The sequence below is a fragment of the Microbacterium sp. JC 701 genome (assembly GCF_021026215.1).
GTDB lineage: Bacteria > Actinomycetota > Actinomycetes > Actinomycetales > Microbacteriaceae > Microbacterium > Microbacterium algihabitans.
In genome coordinates, this window is the sequence record NZ_JAJNCV010000001.1 from 555,944 (window position 1) to 577,397 (window position 21,454).

At 70.4% G+C, this 21,454-nt stretch carries 19 protein-coding genes; 10 read left to right on the forward strand and 9 right to left on the reverse strand.

Annotated elements, in window-relative coordinates; genetic code table 11:
- Entirely contained in the window at window positions 1-1,455 is a 1,455-nt protein-coding gene (locus LPW41_RS02700; protein WP_230704047.1) for a glycoside hydrolase family 1 protein, read from the forward strand.
- Between the two features lie 255 nt (window positions 1,456-1,710).
- Window positions 1,711-2,724, forward strand: coding sequence for a LacI family DNA-binding transcriptional regulator (locus LPW41_RS02705; protein ID WP_144830339.1), 1,014 nt, complete (start codon window positions 1,711-1,713; stop codon window positions 2,722-2,724).
- A gap of 3 nt (window positions 2,725-2,727) precedes the next feature.
- Here LPW41_RS02705 and LPW41_RS02710 read toward each other — a convergent pair whose 3' ends face one another.
- From LPW41_RS02710 to LPW41_RS02730, 5 genes are all read right to left on the reverse strand, one after another.
- Window positions 2,728-3,519 (reverse strand): MerR family transcriptional regulator, encoded by a 792-nt coding sequence (locus LPW41_RS02710; protein WP_230704048.1) that lies wholly within the window; start codon window positions 3,517-3,519, stop codon window positions 2,728-2,730.
- A gap of 161 nt (window positions 3,520-3,680) precedes the next feature.
- Complete coding sequence (nhaA, locus tag LPW41_RS02715) at window positions 3,681-5,012, reverse strand: Na+/H+ antiporter NhaA (protein WP_230704049.1); 1,332 nt, start codon at window positions 5,010-5,012, stop codon at window positions 3,681-3,683.
- Between the two features lie 86 nt (window positions 5,013-5,098).
- On the reverse strand, window positions 5,099-6,403 hold the full coding sequence (locus LPW41_RS02720) for a carboxylesterase family protein (RefSeq protein WP_230704050.1): 1,305 nt from the start codon (window positions 6,401-6,403) through the stop codon (window positions 5,099-5,101).
- A gap of 54 nt (window positions 6,404-6,457) precedes the next feature.
- Window positions 6,458-7,795, reverse strand: coding sequence for a uracil-xanthine permease family protein (locus tag LPW41_RS02725; protein ID WP_144830327.1), 1,338 nt, complete (start codon window positions 7,793-7,795; stop codon window positions 6,458-6,460).
- A gap of 169 nt (window positions 7,796-7,964) precedes the next feature.
- Window positions 7,965-8,897, reverse strand: coding sequence for a phosphoribosylaminoimidazolesuccinocarboxamide synthase (locus tag LPW41_RS02730; protein ID WP_230704051.1), 933 nt, complete (start codon window positions 8,895-8,897; stop codon window positions 7,965-7,967).
- A gap of 121 nt (window positions 8,898-9,018) precedes the next feature.
- Here LPW41_RS02730 and LPW41_RS02735 point away from each other — a divergent pair, with 121 nt between their 5' ends.
- From LPW41_RS02735 to LPW41_RS02760, 6 genes are all read left to right on the forward strand, one after another.
- Entirely contained in the window at window positions 9,019-10,773 is a 1,755-nt protein-coding gene (locus tag LPW41_RS02735; protein ID WP_230704052.1) for a BCCT family transporter, read from the forward strand.
- A 224-nt stretch (window positions 10,774-10,997) separates the two neighbouring features.
- Window positions 10,998-11,621 carry a PadR family transcriptional regulator gene (locus LPW41_RS02740; protein ID WP_144830315.1) on the forward strand — a complete coding sequence of 208 codons (624 nt, stop codon included), beginning with the start codon at window positions 10,998-11,000 and terminating at the stop codon, window positions 11,619-11,621.
- Entirely contained in the window at window positions 11,618-13,180 is a 1,563-nt protein-coding gene (locus LPW41_RS02745) for an MFS transporter (RefSeq protein WP_144830312.1), read from the forward strand. The genes LPW41_RS02740 and LPW41_RS02745 overlap by 4 nt, the downstream gene beginning before the upstream one ends.
- 495 nt (window positions 13,181-13,675) lie before the next feature.
- Window positions 13,676-14,317, forward strand: a complete 642-nt coding sequence (locus tag LPW41_RS02750; RefSeq protein WP_230704053.1) for a hypothetical protein — start codon at window positions 13,676-13,678, stop codon at window positions 14,315-14,317.
- A gap of 10 nt (window positions 14,318-14,327) precedes the next feature.
- A complete protein-coding gene (locus LPW41_RS02755; protein ID WP_186325431.1) occupies window positions 14,328-14,957 on the forward strand; it encodes a TetR/AcrR family transcriptional regulator in 630 nt (209 codons plus the stop codon).
- 34 nt (window positions 14,958-14,991) lie between these two features.
- Complete coding sequence (locus LPW41_RS02760; protein WP_230704054.1) at window positions 14,992-16,278, forward strand: glycosyltransferase; 1,287 nt, start codon at window positions 14,992-14,994, stop codon at window positions 16,276-16,278.
- A 264-nt stretch (window positions 16,279-16,542) separates the two neighbouring features.
- On the opposite strand, the gene LPW41_RS02765 is transcribed toward LPW41_RS02760, so the two are convergent.
- The 3 genes from LPW41_RS02765 to LPW41_RS02775 form a co-directional block, all read right to left on the reverse strand.
- Window positions 16,543-16,959 carry a GNAT family N-acetyltransferase gene (locus tag LPW41_RS02765; RefSeq protein ID WP_230704055.1) on the reverse strand — a complete coding sequence of 139 codons (417 nt, stop codon included), beginning with the start codon at window positions 16,957-16,959 and terminating at the stop codon, window positions 16,543-16,545.
- Between the two features lie 98 nt (window positions 16,960-17,057).
- Window positions 17,058-17,651, reverse strand: coding sequence for a class I SAM-dependent methyltransferase (locus tag LPW41_RS02770; protein ID WP_230704056.1), 594 nt, complete (start codon window positions 17,649-17,651; stop codon window positions 17,058-17,060).
- A gap of 9 nt (window positions 17,652-17,660) precedes the next feature.
- On the reverse strand, window positions 17,661-18,002 hold the full coding sequence (locus LPW41_RS02775) for a hypothetical protein (protein WP_230704057.1): 342 nt from the start codon (window positions 18,000-18,002) through the stop codon (window positions 17,661-17,663).
- 179 nt (window positions 18,003-18,181) lie between these two features.
- Between LPW41_RS02775 and LPW41_RS16750 the strand changes: the two genes are divergently transcribed.
- Window positions 18,182-19,366: an ice-binding family protein gene (locus tag LPW41_RS16750; protein ID WP_269074010.1), complete on the forward strand. Its 1,185-nt coding sequence runs from the start codon at window positions 18,182-18,184 to the stop codon at window positions 19,364-19,366.
- Between the two features lie 119 nt (window positions 19,367-19,485).
- On the opposite strand, the gene purD is transcribed toward LPW41_RS16750, so the two are convergent.
- On the reverse strand, window positions 19,486-20,757 hold the full coding sequence (gene purD / locus LPW41_RS02785) for a phosphoribosylamine--glycine ligase (protein WP_230704058.1): 1,272 nt from the start codon (window positions 20,755-20,757) through the stop codon (window positions 19,486-19,488).
- Between the two features lie 287 nt (window positions 20,758-21,044).
- On the opposite strand from purD, the gene LPW41_RS02790 reads away from it, so the two are divergent.
- Window positions 21,045-21,401 (forward strand): sterol carrier family protein, encoded by a 357-nt coding sequence (locus LPW41_RS02790; RefSeq protein ID WP_144830284.1) that lies wholly within the window; start codon window positions 21,045-21,047, stop codon window positions 21,399-21,401.
- Window positions 21,402-21,454 lie beyond the last annotated feature (53 nt).

Consider the following 21,454-nt stretch of genomic DNA (forward strand, 5'->3'; position numbering starts at 1 on the left):
ATGTCCGACGCCCGAGCCTTCCCCCAGGGCTTTCTCTTCGGTGCCGCCACGGCGGCCTACCAGATCGAGGGGGCGGCGTTCGAAGACGGCCGCACCGCGTCGATCTGGGACGCCTTCAGCCGTGTTCCGGATGCCGTGATCAACGCCGACAACGGCGATGTCGCGTGCGACCACTACCACCGCTATGCCGGCGACGTGCAGCTGATGAAGCAGCTCGGCCTGCAGACCTACCGCTTCTCGACGTCGTGGTCGCGCGTGCGCCCCGACGGCGGAGCGCTCAACCCGAAGGGCGTCGACTTCTACAAGCGTCTCGTCGACGAGCTGCTGGGCGCCGGCATCCTGCCCTGGCTGACCCTCTACCACTGGGACCTGCCGCAGGCGCTGCAGGATCGCGGCGGCTGGACCGTGCGCGAGACGGCCGACCGCTTCACCGAGTACGCGCTCGACATGCACGACGCCCTGGGCGACCGCGTCGACGTGTGGACGACGCTCAACGAGCCGTGGTGCTCGTCGTTCCTCAGCTACACCGCCGGTGCGCACGCTCCGGGCCACTACTCGCAGGCCGAGGGCATGCTCGCCGCGCACCACCTGCTGCTCGGGCACGGTCAGACCGTGCGGGAGCTGCGTGCGCGCGACGCCTCGCTGAACCTGGGGATCACGCTGAACCTCACGGTGGCGGATGCCGTCGACCCGGCCGATCCCGCCGACCTCGACGCCGCGCGGCGCATCGACGGGCAGTTCAATCGGTGGTTCCTCGACCCGGTGTTCCGCGGCACCTACCCGGCCGACATCATCAAGGACTTCCGAGACACCGACGCCGAGGCCGTCGCGCGCTGGCAGGAGGCCGTGCAGCCCGGCGACCTCGACGTCATCTCGACGCCCATCGACTCGCTCGGCGTGAACTACTACCACGGCGAGTACGTGGGCGGCACGCCCCCCGAGGTGGACCCGCCCGCCGGCGATGCGCCCACCCCGCGCCCGATCGGCAAGCCGTTCCCCGCCAGCGAGAACCTGTACTGGCACGACCGTGGCCTCTCGCGCACCAACATGGGCTGGGAGGTGCAGCCCGAGGGGCTCACCCGCCTGCTCGAGCGCGTGAGCGACGAGTACGCGGCCGAGGCCGGCGTGGCGCTGTACGTCACCGAGAACGGCGCCTCGTACGACGACGAGCCGGTCACCGAGGCGGGCGAGACCCGCGTGCACGACGCCGAGCGCGTCGAGTTCGTCGAGGCGCACCTGGGAGCGGTGCTGGATGCCGTGGACAAGGGCGTCGACGTGCGCGGCTACTTCTACTGGTCGCTCATGGACAACTTCGAGTGGGCCTGGGGCTACGCCAAGCGCTTCGGCATCGTCTACGTCGACTACGCCACGCAGGAGCGCACGATCAAGGACTCGGGGCTGGCGTACGCGCGGGTCATCGCGCAGCGCGCGCTGGAGCCTGCCGTCGTCCGCTGAGTCGGAAGAGCGAGGGCCCGGCCACCCACCCAGGGAGCCGGGCCTTCGTTGTCGGTGCCAGCTGATGCAGCGTCGTGATCCGGCCTCGCGCGTGGTCATGGGCCAGAGACATACGGTGTAAGTTTGGCCTGTTCCCGTACCCGGGTGTCGCTGCGCGCAGCGCTCTCGCCCGCAGTACGCTCGCACTATCGCGGGGCCGGTCACCACCGGCACCCGTGCAGAAGCCGTCTCACCGGCCCCCGAAGGAGGGAAGCGTTGGATCTCGCACCCGCGCGGGGCGCCGCCACGATCGAAGAGGTCGCCGCGCGCGCCGGAGTGTCGCGCTCGACCGTGTCGCGCGTCGTCAACGGCTCCACCGCCGTCTCGCCATCGGCGCTCGAGGCCGTGCGTCGAGCGATCGACGAGCTGCAGTACGTGCCCAACCGCGCGGCGCGCTCGCTCGCGAGCAGGCAGACCCGCGCCATTGCGCTGGTGATCCCCGAGCAGACCGACCGTTTCTTCGGCGACCCGTTCTTCGCCTCGATCGTCGCAGGCATCGGCGAGGTGATCGGCGAATCCGACTACATCATGAACATGCTGATCGCGAGCGACGACGCCAGCGCCAAGGCGCTCGGATACCTGCGTAGCGGCAGCGTCGACGGCGCGATCGTCGCCTCGCACCACACCAGCGACACCTTTCTCGACCGGGTCGCCGACGTCGTGCCGGTCGTTTACGGCGGACGCCCCGCGCGCATCCGCTCGGACGATTACTACGTCGACGTCGACAACGTCGAGGGCGGCCGACTCGCGACGGCCTACCTGATCGAGCGCGGACACCGGCGCATCGCCACGATCTCGGGACCGCCCGACATGCCCGCGGGCATCGACCGTCTGAAGGGCTTCCATGCCGCGATGACCGAGGCCGGCGTGACCCCCGTGGCCGTCGAGAACGGCGACTTCACCGAGTCGGGCGGAGCGAGTGCGATGACCCGCGTGCTGTCGGCGGGCGAGAGGCCGGACGCCCTCTTCGTCGCGAGCGACCTGATGGCGCGCGGCGCCTACGAGGTCTTGCGCGAGAAGGGCATCGAGCCCGGTCGCGACATCGCCGTGATCGGCTTCGACGACTCGGCCGTGTCGACCGCGGTCTCGCCGGCGCTGACCACCGTGCGTCAGCCCTCGCTCACGCAGGGGCGGCACATGGCATCCGTTCTGCTCGACATCCTCGCCGGGCGGCCCGCCGTGCACGCCACGATCCTGCCCACGGAGATCATCGAGCGCGCCTCGGCGTGACCGTCACGCCCACTCGGCGGTGTCGGGGTCGATGCCGTGCGCGCGGGCGCTCGCCTCGATCGCCTCACACAGCCACGTGGCCAGGCCCGGACGCACGCGGTCGTAGTGCGCGGTGAATCGCTCGTCGGCCACGTACATGTGCCCGAGGTGCACGTGCATCTGCCGCGAGACCGGGTAGAACGCCGACAGGGCCTCGCGGTGACGCTCGACGAGGGCGGCCGCCGTCGCCTCTTCGGGGCGGATGCCGGCGGCCATCGCCGCGCCCAGCTCGGCCTCCACCCCGGCCAGCGTCGACGTGACCGCCGCCCAGTCCTCCGCTCCCCGCGAGGCGGAGCGCTCGGCCGCCTGCTGCCACTGCGGCGACGAGCCGTGGGCGTCGCGCGCCTCGGCCGGCCAGTCGGTGTTCCAATCGGGGCCGAAGACCGCCCTCTGCTCGTCGGGCGAGAGCAGGACGCCGTGCTTCTGGGCCTCGATCATGCGGCCGAGGTCGTCGTCGAGTTCGCGGAGCTGGTCGATCCGCTGCGCGAGCTGCGCCCGCTGCACCCGCAACTGCGCCGAGACGTCGTCGCCGGGCTCGTCGAGCACCGCGCGGATGGCCTCGAGATCCAGGCCCAGTTCGCGGTAGACGACGATGCGGCGCAGGCGTTCGAGGTCGGCATCCGTGTACAACCGATAACCGGCGGCCGAACGCGCGGCCGGACGGGCCAACCCGATCTCGTCCCAGTGGTGCAGGGTCCGCACCGTCAGCCCGAGCTGCGCAGCGGTCTCGCCGACCGGCAGCCCGTCTCGTGTCATGGCGTTCATCATGCCGACAAGGCTGCGCCCTCACGTCGCGTGAGGGTCAAGCCGTCCGTCACGAGAACAGGGGATGTCACGAGAACAGGAGGTTCCGGCCGACATCGTCCTGTTCCGGGCGCGGAGCCTGTTCTCGTGACGACGCCGGGCGCGGACGCCGCTCAGCGGGCGTCGGGCAGCGGCCGCTGGTACACGTCGGGGATGTCGTCGCCGTCGGCATCCACCTCTTCGTCCTGCTCCAGCTGCTTGTAGCGGCGGTTGCGCACCAGCAGTACGGCGGAAGCGAAGACGGATGCCAGGAGCGAGGCCGCCATGATCGCGATCTTCGCGTCGTCGGTGTGCGGAGAGCCCCCGGGGAAGCTCAGCTCGGCGATCAGCAGCGACACGGTGAACCCGATGCCGGCGAGCAGGCCGACCCCGGCGAGGTCGATCCACTTCAGCGCCGGGTCGAGGCGCACCTTCGTCACGAGGGTGAGCACGCGCACGCCGAGCAGGATGCCGATCGGCTTTCCGAACACGAGACCGGCGACCACGCCGATGGTCACGGGGTCGGTGAGCGCGCGCATGATGCCCTCGCCCCCGCCGACGGCGACACCCGCGGCGAAGAACGCGAAGATCGGCACCGCGATGCCGCTCGAGAGCGGGCGGAAGCGGTGCTCGAATTGCTCGGCGAGGTCCATGCCGTGGTGCTCGGGCTGACGCCGCGAGGCGGCGACGGGGATGGTGAAGGCCAGGGCGACACCGGCGATCGTGGCGTGCACGCCCGACGCGTGCAGGAACGCCCACGCGGCGAAGCCGATCGGCAGCAGGACGACCCACGCGCCCCACGCGTGGCGCGCGAACCAGGCCCGCGCCCGGTGCGCGATGACGCCGTAGATCACGACGAGCACCGCGAACACGGCCAGGGGCAGCAGCGAGATCTCGCTGGTGTAGAAGATCGCGATGATCGCGATGGCGATGAGGTCGTCGACCACCGCGAGGGTCAGCAGGAAGATGCGGAGCGGCCCGGGCAGGTGCGAGCCGACGAGGGCGAGCACGGCGACGGCGAACGCGATGTCGGTCGCGGTGGGGATCGCCCATCCGGCCAGCAGGCTCGGCTGCGTGTGCACGATCGCGACGTAGATGAGCGCCGGAACCGCGACGCCCGCGAACGCCGCCGTGACCGGGACGATCGCGGTGCCGAAGCGGCGCAGGCTGCCGCTCACGATCTCGCGCTTGAGCTCGAGGCCGACCATGAAGAAGAACACCGCGAGCAGACCGTCGGCCGCCCACGTTCCCAGGCTCAGGTCGAGGTGCCACGGCTCGTAGCCGATGCGGAAGTCGCGCAGCGCGAAGTAGGCGTCGGATGCGGGGGAGTTCGCCCAGATGATCGCGATGATCGCGGCGACGACCAGCAGCATGCCGCCGACGGATTCGCGGCGGAGCAGCGTCGTGACGCGGTGGACTTCGCGGTAGCCGGGCCAGCTCGGCGCGCGGGTGGTGTCGTGGCTCATGAGGCCTCCTGAGGGGTCGATCGACGAAATGTCGACCAGACTTCCCGACGCACCGAGACCCAGTTTACCGTGGCGCCGCTCGTGCCTCAGGCGGTGCGACGGAACGTGACCACATTGCGCGTCGAACGGAGGTCGTCGGTGCGGCCGTAGGCGAAGTGCCCCCATGCCGTGCGCATCAGCACGCCGGTCCGGTCGAGGTCCGCCGCGGTTGCGCCGGCATAGGGGGCGAGACCGGATGCCGCGTTCTCGGAGCCGAAGACGAAGGGCACCTCGATCGCGTGCGAGGAGCCGAAGGGATTGCGCGGCGCCCGCCAACGGAAGGTGAAGCGCACGACCTCGCCGCCGGAACGCTCGTACGCGCGCGCGAAGGCGCGGGCGGGGCCGCTGTAGACCCAGGTGGTCAGTGCGCGATCGACGAGGGAGACCACCCGAGGACCGAGCACGGGGACCCTCGATGCTCTGCGCAGAGCGGGAACGAGGGGAAGGAAGAGGCGTGCCTCGTGAGCGGTCGTTCCGATCAGCAGCGGAATGCTCGGGGCGACGTGCGCCCATCGCTCGCGCATCCCGTTCTCGTCCGGCAGAGGATCCTGACCCGCCTGGGGTCCGAACGCCATCAACGCGACCGGGCTCTTCCGGGCCGCCCGGGCCACCGCCGCCTGCGCCACCTCGAGGTCGAGGCCGTCGCCGTCGACCAGCGTCTCGTCGAGAGCGGCGTTCATCGCCGCGCCGATCCCCGCGCGACCGCGGATGGTGCGCAGGGGAGCGCTCTGCACGATCGCTCGTGAGAACAGCGAGGCGGCACCGTCGACCGTCATCAGATGCAGCACGGCATCGGCCCCCGCCGACTGGCCGAAGGCCGTCACCCGCGCCGGGTCGCCCCCGAAGGAGGCGATGTTGGCTTGCACCCACCGGAAGGCCGCGAGCTGATCCAGCAGCCCGAGATTGGCGGGTCGTCCCACGCCGTCGCCGACGTAGCCGAGGACGCCGAGTCGGTAGGTGACGGTGACGACGATCACGCGTTCCTGGAGGACGAGCGCGCGGGGGTCGTACAGGGGCAGATCGCCCGCTCCGCTGACGTACGACCCGCCGTGGATCCACACCATGACGGGCAGGGGCTCGTCCGCGGCGCCGTGATCGGCGGGGAGGGTGACGGTCAACCGCTGGCAATGCTCGCTCTGCGGGAGCCCGCCGGTCTGGTCGCCGATGACCTCGAACGCCTCGGTGGGCACCTGGGGGCAGGCGGGCGAGGCCTCGAAGGCGGGGAACGGATCGCTGCCGAGGTGCGAGAGCGCGCGCGGCTTCTCGAATCGGTCCGCGTGAGCGTAGGGCACGCCCGCGGCGCGCACGATGTCACCGTCGACGACGGCTTCGATCTCGCCGACGGATGTCATGAAGACGCGGGTGCGCCGACCGTGAGATGTCATGTCCCGTGTGCGACCGAGCCGTCAGCTCGGGTCGCCGCCCAACGGGCCGACGGCGGGGATCGGACCGCCGTCGTCGGCGCCGGTCTTGCGGGCGCGGGCGATCGCGTTGCCGAGGTGGTAGATCAGCAGTGCCGCGACCGAACCGAGCACGATCGCGCCGAGCTGGAAGTCGCCCCACTGCATCGTGAACCCGGCGATCGCGAGCACCAGCGCGACCGCGCCGGTGTACTGGTTGACCGGACGCGAGAAGTCGACGCGGTTGTCGACCCAGATCTTGATGCCGATGATGCCGATCAGGCCGTACAGCGCGGTCGTCACGCCACCGAGCACGCCCGGCGGGATGGTGTTGAACACCGCGCCGACCTTGGGCGAGAGGCTCAGCACGATCGCGGTCAGACCGGCGACCCAGTACACCGCGGTGGAGTAGACGCGGGTCGCCGCCATGACGCCGATGTTCTCGCCGTAGGTCGTGGTGCCGGAGCCGCCGAAGGTTCCGGCGAGGGTCGTGGCGACACCGTCGGCGATGAGGGCGCGACCGGTGGAGCGGTTGGCCGTGGCATCCGTCATCGCCGCCACACCCCGCACGTGACCGACGTTTTCGGCCACGAGCACCAGCACGACGGGGAGGAACATCGCGATGACCGACCAGGTCGCGGGCGTCGTGAAATCGGCGAACTGGAAGGTCGGCAGGCCCACCCAGGGCGCCTGGGCGACGGCATCGAAGTCGATGAGCGTCTCACCCGAGACGGCCTGGATGATCACGGTCGCGACGTAGCCCACGATCACGCCGAGGAAGATCGAGATGCGTCCGAGGAAGCCGCGGAACAGCACGCTGAACAGGATCACCGCGACGAGGGTGATCGTGCCCGGCAGGGGCTGCAGCTGGAAGTTCGACCACGCGACGGGCGCGAGGTTGAAACCGATGAGGGCGACGATCGCGCCGGCGACCACCGGCGGCATGACCTTGTCGACCCAGCCGAGGCCGGCGAACTGCACGATGACGCCGATGACGGCGAGAAGCACACCCACGGCGACGATGCCCGCGAGCGCCGAGCCCGTGCCGGCCATGGTCGTGGCGGCGGTGATCGGCGCGATGAACGCGAACGACGACCCCAGGTAGCTGGGGAGGCGGTTCTTCGTCACGAGCAGGAACAGCAGCGTGCCGATGCCGGAGAACAGCAGCGTGGTCGAGACCGGGAACTTCGTCAGCACCGGCACGAGGAAGGTTGCGCCGAACATCGCGATGACGTGCTGGAGGCCGATCGCGACCGTCGCGCCCCAGTTCAGGCGTTCGCCGGGGGCGACGACGGCCCCGGGCTCGACCGTGCGGCCGTTGCCGTGCAGCTTCCAGCGGAACATGTGTCTCCTTGGGGGATGTGGTCGGGGGGGCCCTTCGACAAGCTCAGGGACCGTGGGCGGCTCAGGGACCGTGGGCGGCTCAGGGACCGCGGGCGGCTCAGGGACCGGGTTGCGGCTCAGGGACCGGTTGCGGTTGCGGTGAGGCTGTCGAAGCCTCCGCGGGCGCGGGTCAGGCGCCGGTGAGCAGGCCGAGCAGCGTCGCGTAGCGCTCGCGCGTGCGCTCGACGATCTCGTCGGGAAGGGTGGGCGGCTCGCCCTGCTTGTCCCAGTTCTGGGCCAGCCAGTTGCGCACGATCTGCTTGTCGAAGCTCGCCATGCGCTCCGCGGGGGTCGTGCCGGTGCGCCAGGCCTCGGCATCCCAGTAGCGCGAGGAGTCGGACGTGAGCACCTCGTCGGCGAGGGTCAGCACGCCCGCGTCGTCGAAGCCGAACTCGAACTTGGTGTCGGCGAGGATCAGGCCGTGCGCCTCGGCGGTCGCGGCGGCGCGGCGGTAGATCTCGAGCGAGAGGTCGCGCAGGGCGGCGGCCGTCTCGGCACCGACGAGCTCGACCGAGCGCTCGAAGGTGATGTTCTCGTCGTGCTCGCCCATCGGCGCCTTGAAGGCGGGCGTGTAGAGAGGCTCGGGGAGGCGGTCACCGTCGTTCAGGCCCTCGGGCAGACGGATGCCGCACACCGTGCCCTCCGCCTGATACTCGGCCCAACCCGAGCCGGTGAGGTAGCCGCGCACGACGCACTCGATCGGCTGCATGTCGAGGGAGCGGACGAGCATCGCGCGCCCCCTCACGGCATCCGGGATCAACGACACCGGGTCGTCGCCCCGCAGCGTGTGATCGGCCGCCAGATGGTTCGGGATCGCCCGACCGCCGTCGGCTCCGGCGAGCTGGTCGAACCACCACAGGCTGAGGGTGGTCAGCAGTTCGCCCTTGCCCGGGATGCCGGGGGAGAGCACATGGTCGAAGGCGCTCACGCGGTCGCTCGCCACGACGAGGAGGTGCGCGGGGGTGGCGTCTGCGGCGGTGTCGGCGGGGACGTAGAGGTCGCGCACCTTGCCGGAATAGACGTGGCGCCAGCCGGGAAGCTCGAGCGGGGGAGCGGTGGTCACCCGCTCATTATCGCGGGTGCGACCGGCCGCCCACGACGGCGCGGAAGGCTGATTCTGTCACAACGCCTCCGGCGACGCCTGCCCCCCGAGCGCGGCGGACCCGTTGACTACCCTCGGAGGAATGACCGATGACTCCCCCCGAACCTCGGTAGCCATCGACCCCCACGCGGGGAGCAGGCACTCCACCATCCGCGGGTGGGTCTTCTGGCCCGCCGCCGCGATCGCCCTCGCCTTCATCGCGTTCGCGATGCTCTTCCCGGCTGCCGCCGAAGCGACGTTCGGCGCCGTGCAGACCTTCATCGTCTCGGCGTTCAACTGGTACTACGTGCTGATCGCGGCCTTCTTCGTCGTCTTCGCGCTCACCATGGGCTTCAGTCGCTTCGGCAACATCAAGCTCGGGCAGGACGACGACGAGCCGGAGTTCTCGACCATGTCGTGGTTCTCGCTGCTGTTCGCCGCGGGCATGGGCATCGGCCTCGTCTTCTACGGCGTGAGCGAGCCGCTCAGCCATTTCATCGAGCCGCGGCCCGGCGTGGAGGGCACTCCCAACCAGCTCGCGCAGCAGGCGATGTCGCAGACCTTCCTGCACTGGGGAGTTCACGCGTGGTCGATCTACGTCGTGCTCGGTCTCGCCCTCGCCTACGCGTTCCACCGCCGTCGCCGGCCGCGAACCATCCGCTGGGCGCTCGAGCCGATCCTGGGTGCGCGTCTCGTGCAGGGCGGCTGGGGCAACGCGATCGACGTCGCGGCCCTCGTCGGCACCCTCTTCGGCGTGGCCACCTCGCTCGGCCTCGGTGTCATCCAGATCAGCGCGGGTCTCGACTACCTGGGCGTCGTCTCGCCGTCGGTCATCAGCCAGGCGATCATCGTCGGCATCATCACCGGATTCGTGCTGTTCTCGGTGCTGTCGGGCGTCGGCAAGGGCATGAAGTGGCTGTCGAACATCAATCTCGTGCTCGCGGGGTTGCTCATGCTGTTCCTGCTGTTCGTCGGCCCCACCGAGTTCCTCCTGCGAGATGTCGTGCAGTCGATCGGCAACTACATCCAGAATTTCGTGAGCCTGTCCTTCACCACCAGCGCGTACTCCGGTGACGAGGGCGTGGCCTGGCAGGGCACCTGGACCGCGTTCTACTGGGGCTGGTGGATCTCGTGGGCTCCCTTCGTCGGCATCTTCATCGCGCGCATCTCGCGCGGTCGCACCGTGCGCGAGTTCGTTGTCGGCGTCATTCTCGTGCCCACGCTCGTCGGCATCCTGTGGTTCACCGTGCTCGGCGGAACCGCGATCTACGGCGAGCTCACCGGCACGGTCGAACTGGTCGGCGCCGACGGGTCGGTGAACGTCTCGACGGCGCTGTTCCAGATGCTGCAGAGCGTTCCCGGATCGGTGGTGATCTCGGTGGGCTTCCTCATCCTCATCGGGATCTTCTTCGTCACCTCGGCCGACTCCGGCGCTCTGGTGATGGGGATGATCGCCACCGGCGGCGAAGAGGAGCCCAAGCGCTGGGTGCGCGTGTTCTTCACGCTCGCCACCTCGCTCATCGCCTTCGCCCTGCTGCTGGCGGGTGGGCTCACGGCGCTGCAGACCGCGGCGATCAGCATCGCCCTGCCTTTCAGCGTCGTGCTGCTCGCGATCTGCTGGGCCACCGTCGTGGCGTTCCGTCGTGAGATGAAGGCCTATGACAAGGCCGAGCGGGCGCAGCTGCGCGATTCGATCGGCGAGCACTACGGCCTCGAGGTCGAGGAGCCCAACCAGCGCGGGATCTTCGGCATCCCCGCCCGTTGGCGCCAGCGACGCGCGGTTTCGGCGCAGGCCGAGGCACGCGAGGAGGCGCGAGCGGAGGCCGAGACGGTCTCGGGCGACTCGCCGCCGGCCTGAGTCCCGGCATCCGGAACCCCTCCCGAACACGCCGCGTCCGCACCGGGCGCGGCGTGTTCTGCGTCGGGCGCAAGCCCTCCGCGCCGACGACCACCCGGGCGTTGACTGTGCGCGGCGGCGAGGGCGGTGCGATACGCGATGTTCACCCGCGCGAGTTCGCCTCAAGCGCCGCAACAGCGTATAGTCCACGTGGACTAGTCGACACGGACCATGGAGGGGGACGGATGCCGGAGCCCAGCCGCCTCACCCCGGTCGCCGTGATGATCCTCGCGACGCTGCGCGAAGGTGACATGCACACCTACGAGCTCGTTCGGCTGCTCAAGGAGCGTCGGGACGACCGCCTCGTGCCCCTGCAGAAGGGCACGATCTACCACACCGTCGCGCGCCTCGAGCGGGACGGTCTGCTGGCCGAAGTGGGCGTCGACCGCGACGGCAATCGTCCCGAACGCACCACGTACACGATCCGGGATGCCGGGCATCGGGCCGTCGAAGAATGGGTGCGCGCCGAGCTGCCCCAGATCGACCGACCGAGCGACTTCCGCGTCGCGCTGTCGGAGGCCCACAATCTCGACCGCGCCGAGGTGATCGACCTGCTGGACGCCCGCCGCGCCCTGCTCCTCGACTCTCTCGACGAACACCGCGCCGGCCTCGTGAACGCGGCCGAGCGCGAGACCCCCGAACAATTCCTCGTCGAGCTGCAGCGGCAATCCGCTCTGCTCGACGCCGAACTCGCGTGGCAGGACTCCCTGCGTGCGCGCCTCGCCGATCGCTCCCTCGCCTGGGGCATCGCCGAAATCCCCGAACACATCAAGAAGAAGCATCGCGTCTCAAAGGAGACCACCCCATGACCGACTCCCGCGCCGCCTCCGCGGCCTCCACTCGCACCGGGTCGCACAAGACCACCGAACGCAGCCCCTGGCCGGCCCTCTGGGCCCTGGTCATCGGGTTCTTCATGATCCTGGTCGACACCACGATCGTCTCGGTGGCGAACCCCGCCATCAAGGCGGCGCTCGACCCGAACACCAGCAACCTCGACAACGTCGTGTGGGTCACCAGCGCCTACCTGCTCACCTATGCGGTCCCCCTGCTGATCACCGGACGCCTCGGCGACCGCTTCGGACCCAAGAACATCTACCTGACGGGTCTCGCGATCTTCACGATCGCCTCGCTCGCGTGCGGACTCGCCCCCTCGCTCGAAATGCTCATCGTCGCCCGCGCCGTGCAGGGCCTCGGCGCCGCGCTCATGACGCCGCAGACCATGGCCGTCATCACGCGCACCTTCCCGCCGCAGAACCGCGGTGCGGCCATGGGCCTGTGGGGTGCCACCGCCGGTGTCGCGACCCTCGTCGGCCCGCTCGCGGGCGGCCTGCTCGTCGACGGCCTCGGGTGGGAGTGGATCTTCTTCATCAACATCCCGGTCGGCATCATCGGCTTCATCGCCGCGGTGATCCTCGTGCCGCAGCTGCCGAAGACCGCTCACAAGTTCGACATCCTCGGGGTGATCCTCAGCGCCGTGGGCCTCTTCCTCATCGTCTTCGGCCTGCAGGAGGGCGAGCACTACTCCTGGGCGACGTGGATCTGGGTCATGGTCGCCGCCGGTGTCGTCGTGATGGGCGTGTTCATCTGGACGCAGGCGCGCAGCAAGGGCGAGCCCCTCGTGCCCCTCGACCTGTTCCGCGAGCGCAACTTCTCTGTCGCCAACCTCGCGATCGCGACCGTCGGCTTCACCGTGACGAGCATGGCCCTGCCGCAGATGTTCTACCTGCAGCTCGCGCGGGGTCTCACCCCCACCGAGTCGGCGCTGCTGCTCATCCCTCTCGCGATCCTCTCGGGGGTGCTGGCACCCTTCGCCGGCAAGCTCCTCGACCGCACCGACCCGCGCTTCCTGCTCGTGCCGGGCCTGCTGCTGGTCGGCGGATCGCTGGGCCTCTACCTCGCGCTGATCCTCAACGACGCGCCGATCTGGGCCTTCCTCATCCCCTCGGCCCTCATGGGCGTCGGCAACGCCGGAATGTGGGGCCCGCTCGCCACCACTGCGACGCGCAACCTGCCGCCGCGTCAGGCGGGCGCCGGCGCCGGCATCTACAACACCACCCGCACCGTCGGATCGGTGATCGGCTCGGCATCCATCGCCGCGTTCATGCAGGCGCGCCTCGAAGCGAACCTGCCCGGTGCCGCCGACGCGTCGGCGAGCTTCGGCTCGGGTGCGCTGCCGCCGCAGGTGGTCGCGGGCTTCTCGACGGCCATGGGTGAGTCGCTGATCCTTCCGATCTGCGTCATCGCCGTCGGTCTCGTCGCGGTGCTGTTCATGAAGCGCCCCTCGGTGATCCGCCCGCACGGCGCCCCGCGCGATGCGGCACCCGCGCAGCAGGCGGCCCAGGCCGCCCCGGCGGCCGCGGGGGAGTAACCCTTCCGTGGCAACGCCGTCGTCCCCTCGTTCGGGGGCGGCGGCGTTTCGCGTTCATCGGGAGGGATGCTCGCGGATGCCGCGGACTCGATCCTGCGCCCGGGGAAGAAGGTCCTGAACGCGTTGTCCCGGGAGCAGGTTCTCCACATCGCCGGGATCGCCTCGACGCACGTGGTTCGATCGCGCCAGCGTCGCAATCGGGGTGGTGACGCACGAGGGCGGGATGCCTTCCGGTGCGGGTATGGCCGTGACGCTAGCGGCGCTGTTTCGCCGCTACCACTTCGCTACGGTGTGGCCGTAATGAAAACGCGTGAGCGAGGTGGGAGCGGGCGACTTCTGGACAGGATCCGACGACGATCCCACCTTTCGCCGGGTTGGCATGGCGACGACTACTCCTTTCCCTCCCGAGGATTGACCTATACGTGGGTATAGTCATTTCTCGATCGGACCCCTCGTCCCGCTTCCACGCCTTGCCACTCATTGAAGGAGTCACCCGTGACCGCTCCCGCCCCCGCTGTCCGACCGTCCTCGCTTGCCGCCACCGTCCGCCCCTCGTGGCCCCGGGCCGCCGGCATCCTGATCCTCACCGGGGGTGTGCTGTTGACCGCTGCCACCGCTCTCGAGATCGGAACCGACGTCTCGACGGAACCCGGCCCGGCCACCGCCTTCTGGGTGCTTTTCCTCGCCAGTACCCTCGCGCACGTCGCGGCGATGTTCCCGCTCGCCCTCGGGCGTGGTGATGGACGGGGGGCCGTCGGCTCGTCCGTCGCCGGAAAGCTCGCGCTGCTCGGATTCGGGGCGTTCTTCCTCGCGAACCAGAGCCTGTACCTGCTGGCCGGGTACCTGCTGCCGATCTCGGAACCCGTTGACGGCGCGACAGCGTTCCTGTTCGGGATGAGTGCCGTCCAGGGTCTTTTGCTGACGATCGGGGGCATCATGATCGTCCGCGCACGTGTGCTCACGGGCGCGGCGCGGTGGGCGATCCTCGTGCTCTCGCTCGTCGGCTTCGCCCTCGGTGCGGTGATCAACGCCAGCTCCGTCGAGGCGCTCACGAACACCATGTACTTCGTGTCCACCGGCGCGCAGATCATCGCGGGGCTCCTCATCGCCCGGGCAGGCATCACCGCAGCGAAGTAGCGTGTGGGACGTGCCTCGCAGCTATCAGTCCCCCAAGCGGCAGGCCGACGCCGCCGCCACGCGCGCGAACATCATCGAGACGGCGGCCCGGCTCTTCGTGCGCGACGGCTACGTCGCCACATCCATCAAGGCGATCGCCGCCGAGGCGGGGGTGTCGATCCCGACGGTGCACCTCAACGGACCCAAGCACGCCCTGCTCATCGCCGCCTTCGAGCGCACGTTCGCCGGCGACGAGGGGCGGCATCCGCTCACCGAGCGTCCCGAGCTCGTCGCCATCATGAGCGAGCCCGACACGGACACGGCAATCGCGCTGTATGTCGACTTCCTCATCGAGGCGAACAAGCGCTCCGCGGCCATCGTGCGGGCGATGCTCGCCGCCGCAGACGGCGACCCCGAGGTGCGTGCCGCCTATCTCGACCTCGAGATGCGGCGCCACCGTGACATGACGATCGCGGCCGGCTGGTTCCTGCAGCGCGATCGCATCCGCATCGACCAGCTCGCTCTCGCCGCCGACGTCCTCGGCCTGATCACCGGCCCCGACCCGTGGACGCACTTCATCGTCGCCCGCGGGTGGGATGTCGCGGCCTACCGGTCGTGGCTCACCGCACAACTCACCCGCCTCGCCGACAATCTCGCGTGAGCCCTCGGCGGGGCCGTCCTCGAAAGACAGAGACATGACCTCCTCCGCCCTGATCTGCAGCATGCCCGCCGTCGGGCATGTCGGTCCCCTGCTCGTCGTCGCCGCCGAACTCCAGCGACGCGGGTGGGATGTGCGCCTGCTCACGGGCGCCCGCTATCGAGCGATGGTCGAGGCCACCGGCATCCGGTTCCTGTCCCTCCCGCCCGAAGCGGACACGCTCGACGACATCGGCATGGACGGCGACGAACGCGAACGCGGGCTCGCCACGATCAACCGCGGGGTCGAGCGCGCTTTCGTCGAGCCCGCGGCCCCGGCGGCGTCGGTGCTCGAGCGCATCCTGCGCGACGAGCCGGCCGACGTCGTGCTGCACGACATGACCTTTCTCGGGGTGCAGACGCTGTTCGCCCGGCCGCGCTCGCAACGGCCGCTCACCGTCATGTGCGGCATCACCGCGGCCGGTTTCTCGAGCCGTGACGCGCCGCCTTACGGGCTCGGCCTCACGCCGTTGCGTCAGCCCCTGCTCAATCGTCTGCGCAACCGGGCCTTGGGGGTGACGGCCAAGGCCGTCTTGCGCCCCGTGCACCGCAGCCTCGATCGGTTCCTCGCAGATGTCGGCGCGCCACGCTTGAACGGCGCGTTCTTCATGGACGTCCTCTCGCGCAGCGACCTTCTCGCGCACTTCACGGTCGAGGAGTTCGAATACCCGCGCAGCGATGCCCCCACGCACCTGCGCTTCTACGGCCCGATGCCCGCGGCGTCCGCTCGTCCCACCCCGGCGCCGGATTGGTTCGACGACCTCGATCCACGCCTCCCGCTCGTGCACGTCACGCAGGGCACCGTCGCCAACACCGACTACAGCGAGGTCATCCTCCCGACCCTCACCGCGCTCGCCGACCTGCCCGTGCAGGTCGCCGTCACCACCGGCGGCCGGCCGGTCGACACTCTTCCTCCCCTGCCCGCGAACGCCTTCGCCGCGAGCTACCTCCCCTATGACGAACTCCTCGCCCGGACGAGCGTCCTCGTGACCAACGGCGGATACGGCGGTCTGCATCACGCCATGCGCCACGGTGTGCCGATCGTCATCGCCGGGGACTCCGAAGACAAGGTCGAGACCTCCGCTCGCGTGCACTACGCCGGTGTGGGAGTGAACCTCCGCACGGGTCGCCCGACCCCGGATGCCGTGCGCTCGGCGGTTCGGCGGATCCTCGCCGACCCGCGCTACGCGGCGAACGCCCGCCGGATCGGGCAGGCGATTGCCGTTGCGCCGGGCGCTGCGGGCCTCGTCGACGATGTCGAGGCTCTGCTCTCGCCTCGATCCTGACCGCGCATCGCCGCAGCCACGCATCCGCAGAGCGCTGTGCCGAGTCGCGGCACCCGGCCGACGCGGAAATTGGGGGCGCGTCGGCCGGGCGGTCTCGGAGTCCGCACAAGCGGCACATGGGTAAGACGGGGTGACGGGCAGTTTCGTCACGCCGGGTTCGTGATCCGATCGCGCGGGGCGCTCCGGAGGGAATTCGGCGAGGGGAGGACGGATGCCGCGGCGGCGGTCCTCCGCTCGCCGAAACTCCTCCGCTCGGGTGGCGTGTCAGGTCGAGAACTCGCTGGCGCCGAAGTGCGAACGCACCATTCGCCGTTCCATCAGCCCCGTGCCTTCATCGAGCTGCGGATCGCCGAACGAAACGAACCCGTGGCGCCGATAGAAGCGTCTGGCACGCTCGTTGACGTCGAAGACCAGGAGGTGTGCGTCCTCCCGGCCGATCGCCTCACGGAGGAGCTGAACCGCAAGACCCGTTCCACGGACATCGGTGCGGAGGTAGAAAGAACACAGCTCCGTCGAGGGCAGCCCGTAGTGCAGAGGCGTCCCCTTCGAGGTGCTCGCCACCCCCACGATCTCGCTCCCGATTCGCGCGAGAGTCACGTCGCGTTCGCCGGTCGAGATTCGTTCCGTCCACCGTGACGTGCGGTCGGTCGAAGTCGCCGCGAGCATCTCCTCGGCGATCAACCCGCTGTACGTCTGGTCCCACACCATCGTCTGGAATGCGGCGACGGCTGGGGCGTCTGCGGCGGTGGCACGCGCGAATTGCCACGACCCGAACTCGCTCACGCGGCCCGCCGCTCGCAGGTGATCGCACCGACGGGGCGCTCGCCGCGGGTCGAGCGCGTGTGCGTCTCGGTCACGTCGAACCCGGCGGCATCGAGGCGGTCGGCGAGAGCCTCGACCGGCCAGCGCCACGCGGGGGCGACGGCGTGGGCGAACGGCTCGAGAGTCGCGCCGACGAAGAAGCCGAGCAGCAGCGTGCCGCCCGGCCGCAGCACCCGCGCGCACTCGCGCAGCGGGGTGCCGATGTCGGCCGGCGCGTGGTGGATGGTCGAGAACCACGACACGACGCCGGCCAGGGCGGCATCCGGAATCTCGAGGTCGTCGATGCTGCCCAGATCGAACCGGATGCCGGGATGCGCCGCCCGCGCGTGCGTCACGAACCGCGGCGCGAGGTCGACGCCCCGCACGTCGAGGCCGCGTCCGGCGAGGTGCGCGGTCCAGTGTCCCGGGCCGCAGCCGGCGTCGAGGACCGGTCCCTCCACCGCTCGTGCCCACGTGTCGACGATGCCGCGGTCGACGGGGTGCACGGCATCCATCGACCCGAGGGCGGCGATGTACTCGTCGGCCCGGGCGTCGTATGCGGTCGAACTCATCGGTCGAGGCTACGGCGTGATCTCGTCGACGAAGCCGCGGGCCTCGGCGATCAGGGCGGCCCATCGGTCGGGTCCGGCCTCGACCGTCACCTCGGCCCATTCGCGCATCGGTCGCCCCCGCATGACCATCGGCTCGGCATCGCCGGCGGCGGCGAGGTCGCCGACCCGCTTCTCGGGCAGCTTCACGACCAGCGAGCCGTTGTGCACGACGAAGGCGTAGACCTTCGTGCGGATGCGGAGTCCTTCAGTGCCGAACATTCGCCCGATGTCGACGCCGGGCAACGCGCATTCGCGCTCGGCGATCGGGTCGAAGATTGCTCGACCGCGTTCCATGGCGTCCCTGTCGACCATGGCCCATACGTTAGCGGCGCACGTGCCGACGATGCACGCAGGGGCGGTGAACCTGGCAGTTGGTCGCCAATAGCTCCGAATAATCCTATGAGCCAGCTGAGTGCAACATACTTCGAGAACCGGAGATCATGCGTCGTCGACGTTCGCTTATGCCTCTTCGTCATCAGACAGGGGCCACTATGGCCACGTCCCGCAACATCCGCCCTCTCACCCTGGCCATCACCGGTGTGGGCCTCGCTGCACTCCTGGGGGCCGGGTTGATCTCCCAGGCCTCCGCCGCCACCGTCGCCGACGGCCCCATCGACCTCGGCACGGCGATCGACTACGGCGTCTTGGGCGCCAGCGCCGTCACCAACACCGGCCCCACGGTCGTCAACGGCGACCTCGGGATCGCTCCCGGCACATCGATCACCGGCTTCGGCGGTCTGCCCAACGGTGTCGTCAACGGAACGGTGCACCAGACCGACGCCGTGGCCGTGCAAGCGCAGCGCGACGCGCTGACGGCATACGGCACCGCCGCTTCGCTCACACCGACCCGCACCGGGCTCGCCGAGCTCAACACCCTGTCGCTGTCGCCGGGCGTCTACTCGGGCGGGGCGCTCTCGCTGGCCGACACCGGCACCCTGACACTCACGGGTGGCGAGGACTCGGTCTGGGTCTTTCAAGCCGAATCCACTCTGATCATCGGATCGTCGAGTCGCATCGCCATCACCGGCGGAGCGACGGCGTGCAACGTGTTCTGGCAGGTGGGCAGCTCGGCCACCCTCGGAACCGCGGCCGATTTCCAGGGGACCGTCGTCGCCGACCAGTCGGTCACCGTGACCACCGCGGCTCAGGTCGAGGGGCGAGTCATCGCGCTGAACGGAGCTGTGACGCTCGACACCAACACGATCTCCGCCGCCGAGGACTGCCCTCCGCCCGGAACGCCGTCCGAGCCGAGCCCGTCGCCGTCTGAGCCGGGTGCGAGCCCTTCGCCGTCGCCCTCCAGCCCGGGTGCGAGCCCGTCGCCTTCGCCCTCGAGCCCGGGTGCCGGTCCTTCGCCGTCGCCGTCTAACCCGGGTGCTGGTCCGTCGCCGTCGCCGTCGAACCCGGGTGCGAGCCCCTCGCCGTCTGCGCCGGCTGCGAGCCCGTCCCCGTCCACCCCGGGTGCGAGCCCCTCGCCGTCACCGTCTCAGCCCGTCGCGAGCCCCTCGGCGTCGCCGTCGGTGCCTCCCACCTGGTCGCAGCCGAACACCCCGAGCAGCCCGAGTGGACTCGCCGTGACCGGTACCGATGCCACCGTCGCGCTGGCGCTCGCGGTCGGTCTTCTCGTGGCCGGCCTGACCACCGTGTTCATCGTCCGTCGCCGAGCGCGTCGCTCCTGAGCCTCTGAACCGAGACCCCCGGCCCTTGCGGTCGGGGGTCTTCGTCGTGTCGGCGGTCGACCGCTCGTCGGGCTCGGTCGCGCTCTCGAGGGCCGCGATGCGAGTCCCCGCGGGGGCGCTCAGCTCTGGGCGACCCGCGCTGCGATGTCGGTGCGGAACTGTCCGCCCTCGAGGCCGATGCGCTCGAGCCCCGCGTAGGCCGCCTCACGCGCCTCGGCGAAGGTCGTGCCGGTCGCGACCACGCTCAGCACGCGCCCGCCGGTGGCGACGAGCTCGCCGTCACGCAGGGCCGTGGCCGCGTGAGCGACGTGCACTCCGTCGACCTCTTCGGCCGCGTCGATCCCGGTCAGCACGCGACCGGTGAGGGGCGCCTCGGGGTACCCCTCGCTCGCGAGCACCACCGTCACGGCGGTCGCCTCGGCGAAAGCGGGACGCGGCTGATCCTCGAGCGTGCCCGAGGCCGCCGCCAGCAGAAGGCGGGACAGGGGGTCGATCAGACGCGGCAGCACGACCTGCGTCTCGGGGTCGCCGAAACGGGCGTTGAACTCGATGACCTTCACGCCCTGCTCGGTCAGGATGAGCCCGGCGTAGAGGAGTCCGATGAAGGGGGTGCCCTCGGCATCCATCTGCCGGATCACGGGCTCGGCGATCTCGCGCGTCACGAGGGCGACGAACTCGTCTTCGCCACCGAAGCGCTCGTCGAGCCACGGCAGCGGAGAGTACGCGCCCATGCCGCCCGTGTTGGGCCCTTCGTCGCCGTCGCGGAGGCGCTTGAAGTCCTGCGCGGGGCTGAGCGGGGCGACGCGGTCGCCGTCGCTCAGGAAGAAGAGCGAAACCTCGGGGCCCGAGAGGAACTCCTCGATCAGCACGGCGCCGCTCGGCAGGTAGCTCTCGGCGTGGGCGAGGGCGGCGGCGCGGTCGGAGGTCACGATGACGCCCTTGCCCGCGGCCAGCCCGTCGGCCTTGACGACGTAGGGGGCGCCGAACCGGTCGAGGGCGGCTTCGACGGTGGCGCTGTCGTGCGCGCGCACGGCTCCTCCGGTGGGCACGCCCGCGGCATCCATGATGCGCTTCGCGTAGGTCTTCGACCCCTCGAGCTGGGCGGCCGCCTTGCCCGGGCCGAACACGGGGATGCCGTGCGCGCGCAGCGGGTCGGCGACACCGGCGACGAGAGGTGCCTCGGGGCCGACGACGACGAGGTCGATCGCCTCGCTCTTGGCGAACTCGAGCACGGCCGTCGGGTTCATCGGGTCGAGGTCGACCAGGTGAGCCTCGCGGGCGATCCCGGCGTTGCCGGGGGCGGCGAAGATGGCGTGCGAGGCCTCCTCCGAACGCAGGGCGAGGATGATGGCGTGCTCGCGCGCGCCCGAACCGAGGACCAGGATTCTCACGCGGTCAGCCTATCGAGCGCGGGTCCGTGCCTTCGCGCCGCGATGCGGAAGGCGCGCACGCTCAGCGATCTGCGTAACCTCAGCCCGCGGCGGTGGGATGCCACGGAGGTTGTGCGAATCGCTGAGCTCGTGCGCGGGTGTCGGCGTGGGGAAGGCGTCACACCCTCCGTCATCTGCGCAGCCTCAGCCCGCGGCGGTGGGATGCGACTGAGGTTGTGCGAATCGCCGAGGTTCGCGCGCGCCGCGAGACGCAGACCCCCCCCTGCTCCGCGGGTAGCGTGGATGCCATGCCTCCCCGCCGCATCGAGACCGGAGACGGCCGCGCAGCGCTCGCCGCGGTGGCCGCCGGAGACGCCCCGCGCCCGGCGACCGCCACGGCCGTGCGCTACCTGCTGCAGCTGCTCGTCGAAAAGGCCCCGGGCAACTCGGTCGAGATGCGCGTGCCGCCCTTCGGCGCGGTGCAGGTGATCGAGGGCCCCCGGCACACGCGCGGCACTCCGCCCAACGTGGTCGAGACCGATGCGGCGACGTGGATCGCCGTGGCGACGGGGCAAGAGCATTGGGCGGATGCCGTGACCGCGGGCCGCATCGTCGCCTCGGGCGTGCGCGCCGACATCAGCGCGCTGCTGCCGCTGCGGCCGTAGCCCGGGTCGCGGCATCCGCGGCTCTCCGCCGGGTGCACGATCCGCTCGAGATT

Excerpts from the sequence above, each read along its gene's own strand:
- LPW41_RS02720 (WP_230704050.1), bottom strand. The coding sequence starts at position 6,403 with ATGACATCCGTCGGCGAGATCGAAGCCGTCGTCGACGGTGACATCGTG.
- LPW41_RS02740 (WP_144830315.1), top strand. The coding sequence starts at position 10,998 with ATGCCGGAGCCCAGCCGCCTCACCCCGGTCGCCGTGATGATCCTCGCG.
- LPW41_RS16750 (WP_269074010.1), top strand. The coding sequence starts at position 18,182 with ATGGCCACGTCCCGCAACATCCGCCCTCTCACCCTGGCCATCACCGGT.
- LPW41_RS02725 (WP_144830327.1), bottom strand. The coding sequence starts at position 7,795 with ATGTTCCGCTGGAAGCTGCACGGCAACGGCCGCACGGTCGAGCCCGGG.
- LPW41_RS02775 (WP_230704057.1), bottom strand. The coding sequence starts at position 18,002 with ATGGTCGACAGGGACGCCATGGAACGCGGTCGAGCAATCTTCGACCCG.
- LPW41_RS02745 (WP_144830312.1), top strand. The coding sequence starts at position 11,618 with ATGACCGACTCCCGCGCCGCCTCCGCGGCCTCCACTCGCACCGGGTCG.
- LPW41_RS02735 (WP_230704052.1), top strand. The coding sequence starts at position 9,019 with ATGACCGATGACTCCCCCCGAACCTCGGTAGCCATCGACCCCCACGCG.
- LPW41_RS02700 (WP_230704047.1), top strand. The coding sequence starts at position 1 with ATGTCCGACGCCCGAGCCTTCCCCCAGGGCTTTCTCTTCGGTGCCGCC.
- LPW41_RS02760 (WP_230704054.1), top strand. The coding sequence starts at position 14,992 with ATGACCTCCTCCGCCCTGATCTGCAGCATGCCCGCCGTCGGGCATGTC.
- LPW41_RS02710 (WP_230704048.1), bottom strand. The coding sequence starts at position 3,519 with ATGACACGAGACGGGCTGCCGGTCGGCGAGACCGCTGCGCAGCTCGGG.
- LPW41_RS02790 (WP_144830284.1), top strand. The coding sequence starts at position 21,045 with ATGCCTCCCCGCCGCATCGAGACCGGAGACGGCCGCGCAGCGCTCGCC.
- nhaA (WP_230704049.1), bottom strand. The coding sequence starts at position 5,012 with ATGAGCCACGACACCACCCGCGCGCCGAGCTGGCCCGGCTACCGCGAA.
- LPW41_RS02770 (WP_230704056.1), bottom strand. The coding sequence starts at position 17,651 with ATGAGTTCGACCGCATACGACGCCCGGGCCGACGAGTACATCGCCGCC.